The 15,163-nt window shown below is 55.6% G+C and carries 8 protein-coding genes; 2 read left to right on the top strand and 6 right to left on the bottom strand.

Annotated features, from left to right (window positions below; all coding sequences use genetic code 11):
• Positions 1-204 carry a MerR family transcriptional regulator gene (locus FHS27_RS06085; protein ID WP_184303076.1) on the bottom strand — a complete coding sequence of 68 codons (204 nt, stop codon included), beginning with the start codon at positions 202-204 and terminating at the stop codon, positions 1-3.
• 324 nt (positions 205-528) lie between these two features.
• Between FHS27_RS06085 and FHS27_RS06080 the strand changes: the two genes are divergently transcribed.
• Together FHS27_RS06080 and FHS27_RS06075 are read left to right on the top strand one after the other, a co-directional pair.
• Positions 529-3,069: a DUF4357 domain-containing protein gene (locus FHS27_RS06080; protein ID WP_221224901.1), complete on the top strand. Its 2,541-nt coding sequence runs from the start codon at positions 529-531 to the stop codon at positions 3,067-3,069.
• Positions 3,066-4,385 (top strand): McrC family protein, encoded by a 1,320-nt coding sequence (locus FHS27_RS06075; RefSeq protein ID WP_184303069.1) that lies wholly within the window; start codon positions 3,066-3,068, stop codon positions 4,383-4,385. The genes FHS27_RS06080 and FHS27_RS06075 overlap by 4 nt, the downstream gene beginning before the upstream one ends.
• Before the next feature lie 59 nt (positions 4,386-4,444).
• On the opposite strand, the gene FHS27_RS06070 is transcribed toward FHS27_RS06075, so the two are convergent.
• The 5 genes from FHS27_RS06070 to FHS27_RS06050 form a co-directional block, all read right to left on the bottom strand.
• Positions 4,445-6,844 (bottom strand): hypothetical protein, encoded by a 2,400-nt coding sequence (locus FHS27_RS06070; RefSeq protein WP_184303066.1) that lies wholly within the window; start codon positions 6,842-6,844, stop codon positions 4,445-4,447.
• 47 nt (positions 6,845-6,891) lie between these two features.
• Positions 6,892-8,172 carry a DUF2357 domain-containing protein gene (locus FHS27_RS06065; RefSeq protein ID WP_184303063.1) on the bottom strand — a complete coding sequence of 427 codons (1,281 nt, stop codon included), beginning with the start codon at positions 8,170-8,172 and terminating at the stop codon, positions 6,892-6,894.
• Positions 8,173-8,189: 17 nt separating this feature from the next.
• Positions 8,190-10,388: an AAA family ATPase gene (locus FHS27_RS06060; RefSeq protein ID WP_184303060.1), complete on the bottom strand. Its 2,199-nt coding sequence runs from the start codon at positions 10,386-10,388 to the stop codon at positions 8,190-8,192.
• Positions 10,385-11,599, bottom strand: coding sequence for a hypothetical protein (locus FHS27_RS06055; RefSeq protein ID WP_184303056.1), 1,215 nt, complete (start codon positions 11,597-11,599; stop codon positions 10,385-10,387). Before FHS27_RS06055 ends, FHS27_RS06060 begins: the two co-directional genes overlap by 4 nt.
• A 135-nt stretch (positions 11,600-11,734) precedes the next feature.
• Positions 11,735-15,154, bottom strand: a complete 3,420-nt coding sequence (locus FHS27_RS06050; protein WP_184303053.1) for an AAA domain-containing protein — start codon at positions 15,152-15,154, stop codon at positions 11,735-11,737.
• Positions 15,155-15,163: the final 9 nt, after the last annotated feature.

Genomic DNA, 15,163 nt, shown 5'->3' with positions numbered 1-15,163 from the left:
TTACTTGGGTTTTTGCTTTGCGGATCGTTCGATGCGTTTGAGGAACTGTTCCAGGTCGCGTCGTTTGAACAACCGGTAACCGTTCGCCGGGTTGCGATGCACCGGAATCTTGCCGTCTTTCGACCAGGTCCGAATCGTGTTCTGCGAAACCCCGAGGATATCGGCTGCCTCGGCGGTCAACGCGTAATCGGAAAGCTTGGTCATGGCTGAATCCCTGTCTTCAGAGGCCCATACGTTCAAAACTGCCCCACAAGTCGTTGCCCCGACAGGGTACCAAACCCTGCAGCGCCCTGATACTCGGCCAACAGCCCAACGGCTAGAATCGTCGTCATAGATCGAGACTCGGTGCGTTCGGTCATTCATCTACTTAAATTGCTGCCCCAGGCTATGACCAGCGAGCCTACGAATCGTTTCCAAATTCGTGCCACTGAGGCCGAAGCGACGGGCTATCCAACCGAGGGTGGCTTTGTCGTCTGCGAGGGGGCGATTGCACGGAAGGCAATTGTGCCTTCGGCGAGGACTAGCAATTTGCCTCGTGAACGGGAAAGACTGCTCGCTGAGGGAGTGCTGCAAGAGTTCGATGGTCACTACCGATTCATGCGTGACTATGAATTCGATTCGCCGAGTGCAGCGTCGGCAATGGTGCAGGGCCGAACGTCCAACGGCTGGAAGGATTGGAAACACTCGGATGGGCGAACAATGAGCGAAGTTCGCCGTGTGTCGCGACCGGTCGGCGTGACGATGCTGGATGATGCCAAACGGCAACAGATCATGGATCGTGCCCGCGAGATGATCGACGAAGGGGAGATGTTCACCGAGGCGAAACTTCGTCAGCAGTACGCGACCTTCGCTGATCGGTTTGGGCCGGATGTGCTGTCGGATCTGGAGGGCGAAGAGCTTTTGAATCGCATGCATGACCACAGCGATCAAGACAGCCTTGTGTATTGGTTGGAATTCAAAAGCGACGAAGATTTCGACACGAAACGCTTTGGAAGCATCGCTGGTGGGAGCGCGATGAAGTTTCGGATCTTTCGGCGTAGTGAAACAGGGCATTGGCAAGCTGGTGACAAGAAGAACAAGCCAGTCGACATTTCGGTGGAGGAAGGGATTGCGATCGCGACGTTGCATCGCGATCAATTGCTGGCGGGCGCGGCGTTGCTGAGTGAGTTACCTGACGATGCGACGGACGACGACTACGCGGAACTGCAAGATCAACTGGATGAACTCGCGCCGGATGTCGGCCGCCTGGCTTGGGGACACAAGTATTTCAGTTTGCTGTTCCCAGAGAAGCTGGATGACTACCACAGCCCGGAGTGGCAGCGTTTTCACTTGATGAAACTGCTGCAATTGCCACCCGAAGGCGACGGGCGATACGTTTGCGCGGGGCGTTTCGTGTCGGCGGCGGCTGAGGTTGGTTTGCCGATGAATCATTTCACCGCGGCCTTGAACGAAGTTCAAGGAAGACTGCACTACTACTGGCGTGTTGGTACTTCAGAAGGCGATACGCATACAAGTCACTGGCCCATGATGCGGGACCGCGAATGCGTGGCGGTTGGCTGGAACGAGCTTGGTGACTTGTCTTGGGTGGAGGCCAAACGCGAGTCAAAGAACAAGTTGAAAGCGTTGCTAGCCGAGAAGTACCCAAGCACGCCTCAGTCGGAAGGCCGAGCAGCGGCGGAACTGTCAAACTTCATCGCGAAGATCAACGAGGGTGACGTGATCTGGGCCGCCAACGGTGCGACCGTTCTTGGTATCGGACGAGTCAGCGGTCCCTATCGTCACGAGCCAGAGTTTGAGTTCTGTCATCAGCGAAGCGTGGAATGGCTTAGCTTGGAAGAATGGGCGACGCCTATTCATGAGGGCCTGCAGTCGTCCGTCCGAGAGATCAAGAAATACCCCGAGAACATTGTTGAAACAGAACGTCGAATTCAGCATCCGCCACCGGTCGTCGATCTGCCTGAACCCGTCGTGCGAGGTTTGACCGGCATTCGCTTGGATGACACGCAAGGCCGAATCCAATCCGTTCTCGATCGCAAATCGCAGGTCATCGTTTACGGGCCGCCCGGGACGGGAAAGACGTATTGGTCCGTTGAAACCACGCGTGAGTTGGCAGCGATTGCGAACTTCGGCAAACGACACAACAGACTATCGGATGAGCAGCAAACGCAGATCACTGGCGAGAACGAGTCATCAGGGCTGGTACGAATGTGCTGTTTTCATCCGTCCTACGGTTACGAAGACTTTCTGGAAGGCTATCGCCCAACGACGACGGGCGGCAACGTTTCGTTTGAACTCCGCAGCGGGATCTTTAAGAAGCTCTGCCATGATGCGGCATCGAACGCCGACCGACATTACTTCTTGATCGTTGACGAGATCAATCGTGGTGACATTCCACGCATCTTCGGCGAGTTGTTGACGACGCTCGAGAAAGATAAACGCGGCAAGCCGATCACGCTGCCGGTCAGCCAAGAGTCGTTCGTCGTGCCGAAGAACGTGTATCTGATCGGCACGATGAACACGGCCGACCGCTCAATCACGCTGCTCGATTCGGCACTGCGTCGACGGTTCGGTTTTGTTGAATTGATGCCCGATGGCAAAGTGCTGCGAGACACCAAGGTCAGCGGCATTCCGCTGCGAGCATGGTTTGAATCGCTCAACGCACGTATTCGCGAACACGTCGGCCGGGACGCTCGCAATTTGCAGATCGGTCATTCGTACTTGATGCAATCGGGTAGCCCGATCAAAGAGATCGCGTCGTTGCGGCGTGCGCTTCGTGACGACATCATTCCGTTGCTGGAGGAGTATTGCTATGAAGACTACGCGACGCTGGCGAGAATCCTTGGGACCGATTTGGTCGACACGGTCAATTTGACAATTCGCCAATCGTTGTTGGACGCGGGCCAAGAGGAGGCGTTGGTGCAGGCGTTGCTCGCGCCGTGCCCCGAGATAATGACGACCACCGAGGCGATCTCGTCAGATGAATCGGAGTCCGAAGCCGAAAGTGATGATGAGGTTGCCGAGGAAGACAATGATTTGCAAGACAATGATTCGGAAGACGAACTGTCATGAGCGGGCACGAGCGCGGGATCGTGCTATCGGAGTGGCAAACGCTTGATCCAACGAACTGCGATGCACTACAGGGGTTCTTTCTCGACGAATCTCAGGCGACGTCAACGACGATTCAAACACTTCACGATTCGCGTTTGATTCGTTTGACGGAACTTCGGCATGGCTTGCGTGTTCAGGCGTTTTCCCACGTTGGTCGTTTGAAAGTCGGCAATCTTAGCATCACTGTCCTGCCCAAGCTTCCGGGGACTTCCATGTTGAACTTGCTGCGGTACGCCTACGGATTCCGCAACCTTCGTCTATTGTCAAACTCGCCACAATTTATGGAACCGTGCGGCTTTGAAGACTTGTTGGTTGCGCAACTCAATGTCGAAGCCCAGGAGCTGATCTCAAGAGGCCTGCGGCGATCGTACGTTCCACGCGACGAACGTCTGTCGTCGCCGCGCGGACGAATCGACGTTGGACGTTTGGCACGTGATGGCGGATTGCTGACCGCGACATTGCCGTGCCGGCACTATCCGCGCATCGAGAACACGAAACTGAATCAAGTTCTTCGAGCCGGGCTTGAACTTGCCGGTTCGATGGCCAGCGGCTTGATGCTTCGACGGGAATCTCGACGACTCGCGTTGTTGATGGAGGAGTCCGTGTCGTCGGTTCAATTGCACGCCGCCAGGCTCGCTGACGCGGAACGGTCGCTCAGCCGGCTGACCGAAAGTTATGAGCCGGCCTTGTCCATCATTCGGTTACTGTTCAATTCGCAAGGTGTCACGCTGGAAGATCGGTCTCAGGCGGATCGGCTTCCGGGTTTCCTGTTTGACATGAACGCGTTCTTCCAACACTTGATCTCACGATTCCTTCGAGAGAACCTGCCCGGTTACGAGGTGCTGGATGAACAGGGGCTCAAGCAAATGATGCGGTACGACCCCGACTACAACCCTCAACGCCGGCCGTCCCCAACACCCCGTCCAGACTATGCCGTGAAGCAAAACGGCCGCGTTCTGACTTTGCTAGACGCCAAGTACCGTGATCTGTGGCAACGTTCATTGCCACGTGAAATGCTCTACCAGCTGGTTGTCTACGCAATCAGCCAACCGCATCGTCCCATCGCGAGCATCCTGTATCCAACGGCGGAGCGGCAAGCGAAAGAGTCGCGGATCAATATTCAGGATCCCGTACGCGGCACCAAGTTGGGCCAGGTCTGCCTGAGACCCGTGAACTTGCAGCGGATCGAAGAACTCGTCAGCAGCGACACTCGCCAAGCCAAAGAGCTCCGAACGTGTGAGGCGAGGCGACTAGCTTTCGGTGCGGCGGTTGCCTAAGGGGAGGGGAGACAACACATGCCCCTTATTTTTTCAACGATTTTTGTCCTGACGGTTCGTTACTCGCTGGCCATCAGGATATCACCTGACCCTTTTCGGTCGATGTAGTTGATCATTTGTTGAAGTGCGGCAGGCAAATCAACGGAACCGCCCATCGGGCGAAGGCGTCGTTGCTTGTGTCGCTCGATCGCGGTGCGAAACAGTTCCTTTGCCTGGGTTGCGAGCTCTTGTTCAGGATCAAGGAAGTCAAGGTCGAACATTCTTCTCCGAAGCATGTAGACGATAATGAGGCTTGCCCATCGGAACGGATAACCTCCACCGCCACGTTCCATGCCACGCTCGAAGATTCCAATGCAGGACTGAATGACTTGTTCGCATTTGACGCTGCTAATTCCCTGTGTCGCATTGGTTCGATAACGCAATACCTGTGAAATTGCCTTCAGTTCGTTTGCGCCTGGCGATGCCAATCTACCATTTGGGAAGAAAACAAAGTCGAAGAGAGCAGCAATGCTCTCGGGATTTCGCATCGCGAGGCCCGAGGTGTGAAGTACCGATTGTCTGTCTCGAAAGCTGTTTTGTAGATTGATGGCCAACCATAAATCGAAATCAGAATCCTCGATTGAAAGGTATCCCATTGCTCTAACAAGCGTGCTGAGCGCCGGCGAGTTCAGGTGATTCGTTGAACGCCACAACTTCAGCAGCGATTCTCCGAGAGCTTCCAGCACATTTTGGTCGTAGGGTGCTTTGAAATCAGAACCAATCGCGGTTGCGTCGTATGGCGATTGAGATTGGTCCTTTGCCAGAAGTCGATCTTTGAGATGGGTGATCGCCCAGTCGTCTTTCATGATTGCTTCGGGAAGCTCGTTTGAAACACGCTGGATCATCTTCTGGACAGTCGGCATTGCGGCCCTCCATTTGCCGTGGCTCCATCGTCTTGGGAATAGCTCTGGGAAGGCCCGCGGCTGCATTTTCAAAAACGTTTCTTTGTCGACCGATTGGCCTTCGTGATCGAGGACCGGCTTCATGCGATCCCAGTTTGCCTGAATCGAACGAGATGGAATCTCACCCTGCTGCTGCGTCAAGAGCCGCAGCTTTGCGTTGCCCTGCGCTGGTGTGGCCGACACGCGCAGCGTTGCAGAGAGACGTTGCTCGGCGGGTCGATCGAGCGTCACCTGCAACTCTCGCACGCCATCGTATTCGTCGTGGGCGACGACCAATTTGATGCTGGTTGCACCGCGACGCAGCGCGAGGCCTTCGATCGGACGAGGCAGGTTCCACTCTTCGCCGCCGGAGACGAATTGGTCTGTGTCGCCGAGCAAGCTAAGCCAGTCGTATTGATGGTTGCGATCGACGAAGAGTTCGAGATCGGGAAGAGTGTCGAGATAGCTGGTACGGCCTTCGACGCGATCAAGTGCAAAGATAGCTGAACCCCGAGCAAGTAGGCACTCGCCGACGACGCCATCAGCGATCAGTGTAGGGATCCCGGCTGCCGCTGTTTGACGGCTGACGTGCTCGCCGCTGGCAACCTGATCAGCAAAATCTCCGACGAAGACGATAGCTGCTGCCGACGGAATCGACTTCAGGTGCTCGGCAAGCGTCAGATCGACCTGCCAGTTGCTTTTCTGCTCTATCGACCAGCCCGCGATTTGCTCCAGAAGATTTGAATCGGAGGTTGATGGGTTAGTACTGCGGGCCTGTACGGGAGAAGCGAAGCGCTGTTTCCAAATGGCCTGTGAATTGCTGGCTTCGCAAGCGGCGGCTTCCCCCCAACCAAACCCTGGTATTGGACAGTCGCTTTCTTTCGGACGCTTGCGAGCCGGAATCCATCGAAATCCCTTCTCGGCTTTCGTCGGCACGAGCTGAAGGGTCGAACATCTGACTTGCCCCCAATCGGCATGGACGATTGGCAGCGTCAGCGGATCATCGGACACACTTCGTGGTGGCGTCAATTTGTCCTGCTGTTGCTCAAGCCAGGCTAGCGCCGCGGCGACGGGAAGCCAAAGCAATGATGCGTTCACGCCTGCAGCGGCGCATGCGTCGAGCAGTTTTTGCTGTTCTCGTTGTCGGAAGTCGTTGGGGATGACGATCGCCGATGGAGCGTCCTTTGCGTGCATCTTGGCAAGCTGAGATGCACCGCTCGCAAGTGCGTCGAGTGAACTGAGTTCATGATCTTCGTCATCAATAATCCATCGCCAAAGCTCATTGCCGTCGTCGACTCGGCCCGTCCACGCAGCGGCGATCGGGAAGCGGCCACCACCCGTGTCTCCGTTCACGGCGGCCTCGGGTGGCCAGGGTGCCGCGGTTCCACGCGGATGGGGCGGCGACCAGTAGTCCAGCCTCCGCGGCTCGCCGACCGTGCGGCTTAGTAGCACCGACGGCGCAGTGTTTTTGTCGTTCGGTCTTCTTTCGATGGGGCGTTGCTCGAGATCACGTGGAATGCCTTGGGCAGACCAGTGCATGGAGCCCAAACTGATTCCCCAGGCATGTCGATTGAGCGCGTGCGAGTTCACGATAGACACCATTGATGGTGAAGCATGTCTAAAGATCTCGGGTTGTCGATCAATTTTAATGGAACGATATGCTTTCCAGCCTGCATTCCGGTCATGCAATCAACCAGCGTGACCAAGGCTTCGTTCTCGCTGCATCCACCAATACCTTCGGTCCGCTCGGTGTCACCAGCAAATGAGATCTCCAACTTGGCGACGTTCCATTTCGTTTGGTTCCAGATTGTGACGAAGGTGCCTTGTTGCTGATGGCTGAAACCCTGCGAGAGTTTCGCGATATCTAGGTCGACGCCGGAACTCTTGACGAGTCTCGCAACATCGACGATGGATTCGATCGGCCCGATATAAAACGTGGTATCGTCGACCAAATTCCACATCGGCGGCAATGCAGCCCAATCAAAGAACGTTCCTTGAAGAGGCGTTTCGCGAATCCGTAGATCAAAGCGATGGGCCGCTTTCCTCACTTGCCGGTCAGCCAATCCGCGGCTGGCGGAACTCATCCACGCAACCGTTACCATGTCGGCAAACGCTTGATGTCGCCATGTCCACAGTTGTTGTCGCCGACGCTGCTGGCGAATGACTTCCATGTACGAACGCCAGACCTGCTTGTAGCGTGATTCGTGCAGCAGCACGTAGTTCGGCTTTGGCAGACTCGGCAATCCGGAAACTTCCTGCAGTTGTGGCAGCGACTCCAAACGCCGGCAGAGTTTTCGGAAGTGATCTGTCATCCGAATCCAATCGTGGTTCGGATAGTACGATTGATGCTGACGAAGATAATCGCTTGCCAAGGCGATGCACCTTTTCAGCAGATCTCTCACGACACGATTTTCTAGCGTGTCAACGCTCTCGTAACGTTGGACCGCGAGAACGGCACGTCGATGGCCTGATTTCTCCGCGAGCGTGTTGCCTGGTTGACGTGTCAGCCAACGAACGCAGCTTGAATCGAGTTCACGAAGGCGATTGATCGGTTCCATCGCACGCCGTCGCTGCAGAATTCGTTTGGGGTGTCCGGCGACGTCAGTCAGTACGCTTGGCAGGTCTCTTGCCAGGCGAACGACTAGAGCAAAGGGCGGACGATTCGGTTTACTCGCGTGACGCCATTTGCTGAGAACTCGACCGACGCTGCGAACCGCCACCTGGCTTGGATTGCCTTCCCAGGAAATCGGATTCGGTTTTTCGGAGTCAACCATCTCATCGGCGAACTGCGCGAACTGTTCCAACGCGTCTAGAACCGGTGACTCCTCCGGTGCGACATCCGCCAAATCAATCGTCGATTCCAACACGCTAGACCCCCACCATATTAAGGCTCTGAGCGGTCGATGCCCGTCCACTGGAAGTAATCGTCCTTGCGACAGACTTCAATCTTGGTCTTCAAGGCGTCATCGTCGACCTTATCAAGAATTCGGTCGATTGTTCCAAATGCTCTTTGCACGCTTGGGTCTTGCGGGTTCAGCCCCATCAGTTTTGGCAGAATCTTCTGTTCAATCTGATCGGCGATGACGAAGTCCAAGCGACGTTCGACATCCGGGTAATTCGCAGCGTATTCAAGCATCGAGTGCGCGACACGGTAGGCGAACGGACGGTTAACTTGGTCCATGGACCCTCGCAATTCGCCGATACAATCCAACAGTGTCGTCCGCTCTTCGTCACTCAGACTATCTGAGGTCTTGCACCAGTCCTTCCACGTTTGGCGAGTAAGCCGAGATTGGTTTTCCGTCGCACGACCATTACGCTCTGAAGCCGGCACGGGGACGATGGAGTTTGGACTGCCGAATCGCAACACGTTGGCTCGGTCAATCACTTTGTCCGACAATGCCTGCGTGGTTTCATCCTCGTTCATCGTTCCGACGAACAAGACATTCTTATCGACAAACAATTGCATCGGCGGTTGGCCACTGCGCCGGCCACCAACGTCCAGCGGAATCTCGGCGAGCTTTCGTCTCTGCGGATTGCTGGCGTCGACTCCGCGGCGCGTCTCCAAACGGCTTAGGAATTCGCTGAAGTAGTACTCGATGCGAGCCAGGTTCATCTCGTCAAGCAACACCAACAACAACTGATTCGGCAATCGCTGCTTCTCGTAGCCCTTCGGAGGATCCCAACCACGGTTCTTCTCCGGCCCGATCGGATCCATTTGGATCAGCGCCCGTGTCAGGTCGGTTGGGCGAAAACGTCGTTCCAAGTAATCGTAAAATCCAAACAAGTCCTGCGGGCTATCCCATCGAGGCTGAACTGCCACGTTGAGGAAGTTCATGCCGGTCGCTTCGGCGTAGCGCCTGGGCAATTCGCTTTTGCCCGTGCCGCTGACGCCGGCGAGCGTCACCAGCGGAGAGCTGTCGGTCGTCTTCAACGATGTATGGAATGCATAAAGCGTTCGACGATCGAACTTCAACCCATGAGACCTCAAGCTGCCCTCGACGTCTTCAAGGCACTCTTGTTCGCTGCGGGAGCTTTGCCGTGCCGGGTCAACAATGGGCAAGACCGGTTGCCAAATCTCGTTTTCCTCGGGCTTGGTCGGCCCATCATGTTGAGCCACGGCCGACGAAAGATTGTCGAACATGGTTTCCAGTGTCGGGATCTGTGCACTCAGCGCGTTCGATTTCGACTCGAGCTCTGCAACTTCGCTCGCAAGTTTACGACGTTCCTTCTCTAGGTCGGTCTTCTCGTTTTTCAATTGATCGAGGGACTTCTGCAGCTTGTTTGCCGCTGATTCCGATTCCTCGCGACGACGCTTCAGATCGTTCAGTTCACGGTCGAGCGAATCCGCTTCTTCTTTTGCAGCTCGTTTCTGCTGTTCCAATTCGTCTTCTAGCTTCCGCTTCGCCTGAGCCGCTGCTTGCTCGAAACGTTCCGCCTCTTCCCTCGCATCGCGTTTTTGCTGATCGAGTTGATCTTCTAGCTTACGTTTCAATTGCGCTGCAGCTTGTTCAAGTTGCTCCGCTTGTTCCTGTGCCGCCTTTTTGCGGTCCTCCAGTTGCGTAATCTCTTCGCGAAGCGCCGCGGCACGTTCAAGTTCCCGTTCAAGATCCTGCAACTCACGTGTCAGGGTGCGTTGCTTCTCATCCAACTCTTCCAGACGCGATTTCCGATCGGCAATTTCACCGTCCAGATTCGCTTTCTGTTCATTCAAGCTCGCGAGCTGCGATTGCGTCGTTTCGAGCTCATTTTGAATGCGTGCAACTTCTCGCTTGTCTTCCTCAAGCCTTGCGATTTCTTCCTTCGCGTCTTCCATCCATTGACGTTGGTTCTCCGCTGCTTCGATTGTTTGCTGAGCGTCGAACACGTTGTCCTTCAGCGTGTCGTACTCATCCCGCAACTCCTCGATCTGGACTTGAAGATTGGCGAGTCGCGTCGCGTCAGGTAAACGCTGTTCACGTTCCCAAAATCGAATCGCTTGACGGCGATGGTGTCCGTATGCCAATAGTGCCAGCATGGCACCGATCAGAGTCACGGCCAATGCGAGGGCAACCGAGACAATTGACCAAAAGTTAGGATCGCTCATGGTTGATCACCTTCGGTTTCTTCAGGCGGTGATGCCGGCGGTTTCATGTCAGGCACTTGGATCTCGCTGACGGCCTTGCGAACCTCTTCTGCCTTCGTTGCCATCTCCTGGATCGTTGAAGCGGCCGTCGCAGAGATTTCCGAAAGCGATTTCGAGGCATCTGCTGCAGCGGAATTGAGTGCGGTCGTCATCGTCGCCATTTGTTCGGCGAGCTGCTGCTCTTTCTTTCGCAGTTCGGCAAGTTTCGCTTCGGCTGTTTTCACATCAGTCTGAATCGACGTCAGTTCCGAACTTGTCTTATCTCGCGTCGCCGTTTGATCATCGACCTGCTTCTTGAGCGCGGCTAAGTCATTGGATGCTTTGGCGACAGCAGCGGTTTGACGACGAAGCTCTTCAGCGGTTGCCTCCAGTTCCTTCGCGGCGTCGGCTGATTTCTCTTGCTGTAGCTTGAACTCCGCAACACTTGCCAACTTCTTTTGCAGGAACGCATCGAACTGGGTGATGCGAGCTTCCATCGCGGCAAGCTCAGCTTCGCTCTTGTTAAGGAGCTTCTGTTGCGTTTCCACCTTGGCTTCGGCTTCCGCGGATTCCGATTCCAATTTCGCCAACGCTGCTTTGATCTTCTTGCCACGCTCGATCAATTGATCGTTCAGGCCTTCGGTTTGAGTCCTCGCCGAATCAGATGCCGTTACAGCCAACTCGGCCGCTTGCTTCTGCTGATTCACGTCATCCAGTTTCGCTTTCGCGGATTCAAGTTCGCCTTGCAGCGACTCGCGTGTTTGCTGGAGTGACGAAAGCGTCTTGGTTTGCGACGTCGTGGTTTCGACTAACTGGTCACGTTGCTTTTGAAGCGAGTCAATTGTTCCTTGCAGCAACGATGATTGCTCACGCAACTGATCGACGTTTTGACTCGCCTGCTGTTCGATACTGTTCCAGGTGTCGATCGCCTCTTGGCGGTTCTTGTTCGCCGATTCCCAAGCGGCCACCTTCGCTTGAAAATCGGATTCCTGCCGTCCGGCGTTGAGAAGCCCCAACAGCGACCACGTTTGCAAGGACAACGCCGCGAGTGCCGCGATACCAATCAACCATGGCCAAACCGTCGACGGGAGTTCTGGACGAACGTTGTCCGCAAGGTCTAGCTCAACTGGCGTCTGCGATTGCCCGGTGGTGGGGTAATCCGGCGGTGATGGCGGTTCGGGATAAGCAGTCATGAAAAGAAGACGGCGAAATACGTATGAAAACTCCGGTTTCAGCCGTAGATAGCTGCCCTGAGACGCCCATTGTAGTTGCCGCGGAGGTGGAGGATAGGCTTCGAGGCTGACTGCTCCAGGCACCGTGCGGCTTGTCTAGCCGGCACCGCGGTCGCCAATGGTCTGATTGATCTTTTCAACGCATCGGTCCATGTCTTCACGGAGTTCATACACCCAGAATCGCAGGATCGTCCAACCATTCGCAATCAGTGCCTGATCGCGGCGAATGTCGTCCGACACGCGATCGCCGCTACCGCTGCGGTGATAGGTTTCACCGTCGACCTCGACATCCAACTTCATCTCATCATTGAAGAGCGCGAAGTCGAGGAATCTTCCGCACGCAGGATACTGCTGGTGAAACTGCAAGCCAGCCTTCGTCATCGCCTCCGCCAGCGCCGGCTCCCAAACCGGCCCCACCAGGTCCGTACGAAATCCGGATTCAACCGCCTTCGATCTTTCAGCAAGTTCGCGGTCACAAAACTCGGCGAGCGTTCGGATGTGGCGTATCTTGCAGTTGCGTGCCCAAGTCAGGTCGCCGAACACATGCAGCAACTGTTTCGCTCGACTGACGGCCACATTGAATCGGTTGGGACCGCCCGACAAAAACCGAAGCGAACCCTCGGTAAGTCCCTCGCCACCAACCAAGCTGAAGAGAACGATGTCGCGTTCGTCCCCCTGAAACCCGTCGGCCGTGTCGACTAACAACCGAGACGTCACGATGAAGTCGTGAGGCAAGGCTTGGTGAACGGCGTCGCGTAGCCGGTTGGCTTGTTGGCGGAATGGAGTGACCACACCAACCGATCCCGCGTATCCACTTTCGTGCAAACGTTTCAGTTCGTCACAAATCTGACCGATCTGATTCTGGCTCAACGCACCGCCACCTGGCGCGGCCTGACTGTCATCGGCAACGTGAGTCCATTGAATCCCCTGTTTGCCGGTGTCTTCGGTCAAGACCGTCCAAGAACCTTTGTAGAACGTCTCGCTGCAATAAGCGGCAATCGAAGGATGGCATCGGTGATGCTGTCGCAGCGACACTCGAGATCCGACGCCGGGAGACGTGTTCGCCAAGTGAAACATGGACGAGGTTCGATAGCTGAATCGTTCTAACTCAATGTCATCGACGCCGAATTGCCGACGTAAGTGGCGGTCGGTCGCTGACGAAAGGCTTGTCACGTGCGAAAGCTGCATCGGGTCACCAACAATCATGGCACGCTTCGCACGGAACATCAGCGGGATGACCGAAGCGATGTCACATTGCGACGCTTCGTCGATGACCAATAGATCGAAGACTGCTGGTTCCAGATTGATGTCTCGGCGAATAGACAAATTGGTCGTCGCTGCCAATGGAAAGTGTTTCAGGAATATCGGAAACGCTTTCCGCATCGCTTCCGACCACCGACGATGATCGGCCTCGGTGTCCAGACCGCTTCTGTTTTCAATAGTCGCCAAGATGTTCGCCAGCAGACTGCGCTCTTCGTCCGAGATCTCCGCGCCACTTTGCCTTGCCAGTTCCAGAAACGATTCGGCCGACAACTTGGCAACTTTTTGGGCAGCCCCATACTCGGCGCGGCATGCATCATCGGTGGGAGGCAGTGCATCAAGTTGTCGTCGTAGTTCGCCGACCAAACACGCTGCCTCGTTCGCTTGCCCGATCGGTTTCCAAAACTCCATCACCTGCCTACTGAAGGCGATGTTTTCTAGTGTTGCGACGCGTCCCATCGCCGGGAGCTTCTTCACTTGATCGAACACCCGCTTCATTCTTTCGTCGATGTCGATCGCGATCGCCAGCCCCTGCTGCACTCGTTTCTTCTGGAACAATCGCTGCCATAACCAAATCAATGACCAACTGAACGGTGCCGGATCCACAAGCATTTCGATCGCAGCGTTGATCTCGGATGTACTGGGCACCTGTTCGTGGCCGCGGGTTGCGAGATCTTGATAAGCCTCCGGCACCAAGCGGATCACTTCGTCGAGGTTGAATGATCGTTTGCGGAGCGACTCACGCAGTTCTCCAACCCTCGAGACCAATCCAGCAGCTTCTGCATGATCGGCAATTCGCCTTGCCAATGCTTGGCGGACGTTCTCGAGGTGGTCGCGATCGCCGACCAAGTCGCTTGATACCAGTTGTCCGATCGCGGCCTGCATCGACATGTCAGCGGGCGCGCCCCAAGGCCGAGCCAAACGAAGCATGATCGGCCAGGGTTCGGTGATTGCGTTTACACGGGGGACGACCGCTTCGAGTGCTTGATGGTTGCGACTTGCCGCGAGCCCACTGCGGTCGAGCAACGCTTGCTGAGCCAAAACCGCTGCGACGACACGCGACTTTCCGGTTCCCGGCGGACCGACCACGATGGAAAGGTCATGTTCCGCCGCAGCACGCGAGGCAGTCATTTGTTCATGGTTCAAAGTCAAGACTTGAGCGCCGACGACGTCTGGCGGGGAATCAACGTCGGGAAGATCTTCACTTTCCGTCGATTGGGTCTTTGCTACATCGCATGGAAAGAAATGCCGCAAGGCACTCTTATCGAGCTGCTCGTCCGACGTTTCGTTCGCCAGCTTCAAGAGTTCTTTGTAGAGACCACCGGTAAACTTCCACTTCTTCGGGATGATTAGACCGGCTCGGTTGTAGATGCCATCCTTCGCGAGACTCGCAAGACTTGGCGATGACTGCACTCGGCCAGGATCGAGGGTTTCGACTTGCCAATCTGGATAGAAGTGGTTCAACAACCGTGCACATTCACTCCACGACGTTGAGCTGATTCCGTCATCATTCGCCGAATCGACGCCACAAAGTTCCAGGAAGGTGCGCCGCTCGTCGATATTCTTGAGACGACGCTCTAGCCAACCTTCATTGATGCGAACTGGACCAACTGATTCAAGCTCAAGGTCGGTCCCACGCAGTTGTGTTCGGCACGGAAGCACGAAGACGGGTGAAACAAAATCGACATCCTCGCCTTTTTGCGTGTCGCGCCATCGGTATCGCTGCAACGGATACCCAACAAAAACATAGTCATCCTCAGTCACCTTCCGAACCCATTTGTGCCATGACTCCCGCGTTCGGATTCGCAGTTGTGATGAGTTCGGTAGCGCCCCATCCATACAAACGATGGTTTCAAACTCATCGGCAGCCGTCGCGGTAATCGACGACCGCTGATCCAAACGAACGCACTCCGCGTAATAATCACACAGGCGTCGAAATGTTGACCACCGAGAACCTCGACGATCGAGATGACGAGAAGTGACATTCCCCTTCACCCGCGGTTGCCGTGCCAAACCGTCCGAAGGCTCTGGCTTGACGTTCTGACGCGGTGACTGATCAGGAATGCCCGGCGGTGGCGATGAAGCCGGGGCCGTGGGAATTGCAGATACGTTGCTACCCAAATCCGCTCGCGAATGGACTGCGGACCATTTGCTTCCGCGAAATGTCACCTGTCCAGCACTTTGAAGCTTCAACAAACACTGATTGACTTCACTGGGGCGGACTTTCAGTGATCGCGCCAGTTCACGAGCCGTCATTCCAACGGA

This window comes from Aporhodopirellula rubra (assembly GCF_014192335.1).
Classification (GTDB): Bacteria; Planctomycetota; Planctomycetia; order Pirellulales; family Pirellulaceae; genus Rhodopirellula; species Rhodopirellula rubra.
This window is presented reverse-complemented; position numbering and strand designations above follow the sequence as displayed.